Source organism: Kitasatospora sp. NPDC056531 (assembly GCF_042794375.1).
Classification (GTDB): domain Bacteria; phylum Actinomycetota; class Actinomycetes; order Streptomycetales; family Streptomycetaceae; genus Kitasatospora.
Map to the genome: position 1 here is coordinate 1 of NZ_JBHTTU010000208.1, position 4,797 is coordinate 4,797.

Genomic DNA, 4,797 nt, shown 5'->3' on the forward strand with positions numbered 1-4,797 from the left:
GCACCCCACCTGGGCGCTCACCGCCCCGCCCGGCCAGCAGGTCGAATGGGCCATCGCGTGGCTGCGCGCCCACGACCGCTGGCTACTCGTCTACGACAACGCCGAGGACCCGGCCCACCTCACCCCCTACCTCGGCCGACTGCTCGGCTGCGGGCACCAGTTGGTGACCAGCCGCCGGGCCGGCGGCTGGCACCCGGGCATCCGGCCGGTACGGATCGACGTCCTGGACGCCCCGGAGGCCGCCCGGCTGCTCTGCGACACCGCGTACCCGCGCGTCGCCGTGGACGCCGTGGACGACGCCGAACAGGACGAGGCCCGGTCGCTGGCAGACGAACTAGGCCACCTGCCGCTGGCCCTCGCCCAGGCCGGCGCCTACGTCCAGCAGACCGGCACCACCTTCGCCGCCTACCGCGAACTGCTGCGCAGCACCAGCCCGGTGGGACCGCGCACCGACAGCGGCGCGGTGGACACCGTCGCCCGGCTCTGGCAGACCACCCTGCGCACCGTCCAGCACAGCGTTCCCTTCGCCGTCGAGCTGCTGCGCACCCTGGCCTGGTACGCCCCGGAGGCACTCCCGTGCGAGGCGCTCACCCCGTTCGGGGCACGCCGACCGGAGGAGGTGGACGGCGCACTCCGGCTGCTGGCCGACTACAACCTGATCACTCTCGGCGACACCGTGACCGTGCACCGACTGCTCCAGTCGGTGCTGCGCGACTCGGACGGCGCCCGGCGGCTTCGCCAGCGGGCGGAGCGACACCTCGCGGGCGCGGCGGCCCGGCTCTGGCCGGACGCCGGGCCGGGGCTGCGGCGGGCGCTGCTGCCGCACATCCGCGATCTGGCGGCCAACGGCCTCTCGGAGGAACCCACAGCGGAGACGGTCGCGCTGTACCGGCTGGCGGCGGACGAACTGACCGACCGGGCACAGCGGGTGTACGCCGTCCCGCTGGTGGCGGCGATGGCGGACGGGCAGAAGCGGCTGCTCGGCGAGGACCACCTGGACACGCTGGCCGCCCTCGGGCGGCTAGGCAGGCTGCACGCCCAGACCGGCGACCCGGCGCGGGCGGTGGAGCTGTGCCGGGAGGTGGTCGACAGGCGCACCCGGGTCCAGGGCCAGGACCACCCGGCCACTCTCGCCGACCGCCACACCCTCGCCCAGGCCTACCGCAAGGCGGGCCAACACGCGCTCGCCGTGGAGGAGTTCCGTACGGTCGTCGCGGAGCGCGCCCGGGTACTGGGGGCGGACCACGCCGACACCCTGCAGAGCCGCGCGAGTTCGGCGTACGCCTTGCAGGTGGCGGGGCAACACCGGGAGTCGGTGGCCGAGTTCGAGCGATTGGTCGTGGACACGGAGCGGGCGCTGGGCGTCGACCACCCCGACCTCCTGGCCCGCCGCAACGGCCTCGCCTTCGCCCAACTGGCCGCCGGACTCCACCGGTTGTCCATCGAGCTCTACGAGCTGGTGGCCGCCGACCGCGCCCGCGTCCTCGGAGCCGACCACCCCGACACCCTCAACACCCGCGGCTGGCTCGCCGCCGCCCACGCCGAAGCGGGCGACTACCCGGCGGCGGAGGCCGCGTACGAGGCCGTGGTCGCGGACCGCACCCGGGTGCAGGGCCCCGACCACCCGCAGACCCTCCACGCGCGCCGGCGGCTGGCGACGGTACACCGCGACTCCGGTCAACCGTCCCTCTCCGTAGTGGAGTTCGCCTCCCTGGTGGCCGACTTCGCCCGGGTGCTCGGCCCGGACCACCCGCAAACCCTCGACACCCGTTCCAGTCTGGCCCGCGCCCACCGCAGGGCAGGGCAGGCCCGCACCGCGGTCGAACAGCACCGCGCCCTGGTCCGCGACCGCACCCGGGTGCAGGGTTCCACCCATCCCGACACCTTCGCGGAACGCAGTCGCCTCGGCTACGCGCTGCGCATCGCCGGCTCGTTCACCGCCGCGGTCGAGGAACTGGAACAGCTGGTGGCCGATCGGGTCCGGATCCAGGGCCCGGACCACCCGGACACCCTCGAAGAACGCTCCGGCCTCGCCCGGGCCCTGCACTCCGCGGGCCGCCCCCGCGAGTCGCTCGCCCTGCGCCGCCGACTCCTCGCCGACCACCGGCGGATCCACGGCTCCGAGCACTTCGAGACCTTCGACGCCCGCCTCTCCCTGGCCCGGGCCCACAGCTACGTGGGCGAACACCGGCGCGCGGCCGAGCTGTGCGACGAGGTGGTCGCCCACCGGGGGCGGGTCCTGACGCCCGACCACCCGACCGTCCTCCACACCCGGATCTGGCAGGCCTGGCTGCACGGCGAAGCCGGCCACCACCAGCGCGCCGTCCGGCTGCGCGAACAGCTGGTGGCCGACCGCACCAGGCTGCACGGGCCCGAGCACCCCGGCACGCTCGACTCCCGCAAGGGGCTCGCCCACTCCCTCCAGGCGGCAGGCCGGCTCCGGGAGGCACTCGCCGTCCGGGAGAGCCTCGTCACCGACCGCACCCGGCTCCAGGGGCCCGACCACGACGAGACCCTCGACGCCCGGCTCAACCTGGCCGTGGCGCACTGCGAGGCCGGGCACTACGGCCCGGCCGCCGGGCTGCTGACCGAACTGCTCGCCGACACCACCCGGCTGCACGGCCCGGACCACCCGAACACCCTCGACACTCGGTTCTGGCTCGCCTCGGTGTACGGCAATGCCGGCGACCACCGCCGTGCCGGGGAGCTGTACGAGGCGCTCGCGACCGACCGCGCCCGAGTGCTGGGCCCCGACCACCCCGACACCCTCGGCGCACGCCACTGGCTCGCCCACAGTTGCCGGGCGGCCGGCGATCACCGAACCGCCATCATGCTGTGCCAAGCGCTCGTGGCAGACCTCGTCCGTACCAATGGACCGGATCACCCAGAGACCCTGGACGTACGGTTGAGCCTGGCCCGTGCCTTCTCAGGTGCGGGTGAGCACCGGCGGGCACTCGAGTCGCACGACCTGCTCGTGGCCGACTTCACCCGGATCCAGGGCAGCGACCATCCGTCCACCCTCAACGCCCGCTGGTGGCGGGCGAACGCCTCCACCGAAGCCGCCGACCACGGCCGGGCAGTGGAGCTGTACACCGAATTGGCGGCCGACCAGGACCGGGTCCACGGGCCCGACCACCCCGACACGCTGCTGGCCCGCTGGTGGCAGGCCATCGGGCACGTCCGAGCGGGCTGCGACCGGCGAGCGGTGGAGCTCTACACCGTGTTGGTGGACGACTTCACCAGGATCCGTGGCTCCGAGCACTCGCAGACCCTGGCCGTCCGCAGTGGCCTGGCCTGGGCGATCGCCAGCACGAAGGACCATCAGCGGGCCGCCATCCGCTATCAAGAGCTCCTCACCGACGAGACCCGCATCCTGGGCCCGGACCATCCGCTCACCCTGGCCGTCCGCGGCGACCTTGCATCCGTGACCGAGGAGGCGAGTGACCACCCCCGGGCCATCGCACTCTACGAGGCCCTGATCGCCGACCGAACCCGGGTGCAGGGCGCCGATCACCTGGACACACTCGCATCCCGACGGTCACTCGCGTACACCTACCGTGAGGCCAAGGACTTCCTGCGCGCGTCCGAACTGTACGAGCGTCTGGTGACCGACGCGACCCGGGCCCTCGGTCCCGATCACGCCTTCACCTTCCACACCCGCTTCGACCTGGCCCGGACCCGTCGGGAAGCAGGCGCCCACGACCACGCCGTGGGACTGTTCCGAGAGCTGGTCACCGACTTGCACAGGGCACTCGGCCCGGACCACCGCGACACCTTCGACGCGCGTCTCGGGCTCGCCCGCTCGGTCGTGGCAGCGGGCGACCACGGTGCCGCCACCGACCTGTACGCGGAGCTGCTGACCGACCGGGAGCGGATCCAGGGCACCGACGATCCAGACACGCTCAACACCCGTTGGTGGTATGCCGCCGCCTACCGCGACGCCGGAGAGCACGACCGGGCGAGCGAACTCTTCGGCGCCGTCGCCGTCGATCGCGCCCGGGTGTTCGGGGCCGACCACCCGGACACCCTGAACGCCCGGTGGTGGGAGGCCGACGCGTACCGTGCCGACGGCGAGCACGGCCTCGCACGGCAGCTGTGCGAGGCCGTGCTCGCGGACCGGTCGCGGGTCGACGGCCCGGACCATCCGGAAACGCTCGGCGCCCGCTCCCTCCTCGCCCAGATCCACCAGGAGTCCGGCGACCACCTGGCCGGCATCCGACTCAGCGAGGACCTGCTACGCGACCGGATCCGGATCCAAGGCCCCCACCACCCGCAAGTCCTCATCGCGCGGAACAATCTCATCAACTGCCGCCGGAGCGCGCGGCAGTACCGTCAGGTCGTCGCCGACCGCGAACTCCTGGCCCGCGACCGCGCCCGCATCCAGGGCCCCGACCACCCCGACAGCCTCGGCGCACGTGCCCTGCTGGCCGGCGACCTCTGCGAAATCGGCGAACTGGAGCACGCCGCCGCCCTCCTCACGGATCTGATCACCGACCGGATACGGGTCCAGGGCCGCGACCACCCCGACGTCCTCCTCGACCGGGCCGAACTCGCCCTGGTCCACCGCTACGCCGGCCGCCACGGCCAGGCGATCCGCGAGCGCGAAGCCCTGGTCGCCGACCGCGAACGCCTCCACGGTCCGGACCATCCCCACACACTGACGGCCCGCTACCAGTTGGCCGAGGCCATGCGTGACGGGTGGCGCCATGACCGCGCCGACGCGCTGTACCAGGCACTCCGGACCGATCGCGCCCAGCTCCTGGGAGCCGATCACGGCGACACCCTCAGTGTCTAGGC

At 73.6% G+C, this 4,797-nt stretch carries 1 protein-coding gene; it reads left to right on the forward strand.

The window, feature by feature from the left end:
- A partial coding sequence (locus ACFQ87_RS44250) for a tetratricopeptide repeat protein (RefSeq protein WP_380616714.1) occupies window positions 1-4,795 on the forward strand: 4,795 nt, incomplete at its 5' end.
- Between the last annotated feature and the right edge of the window lie 2 nt (window positions 4,796-4,797).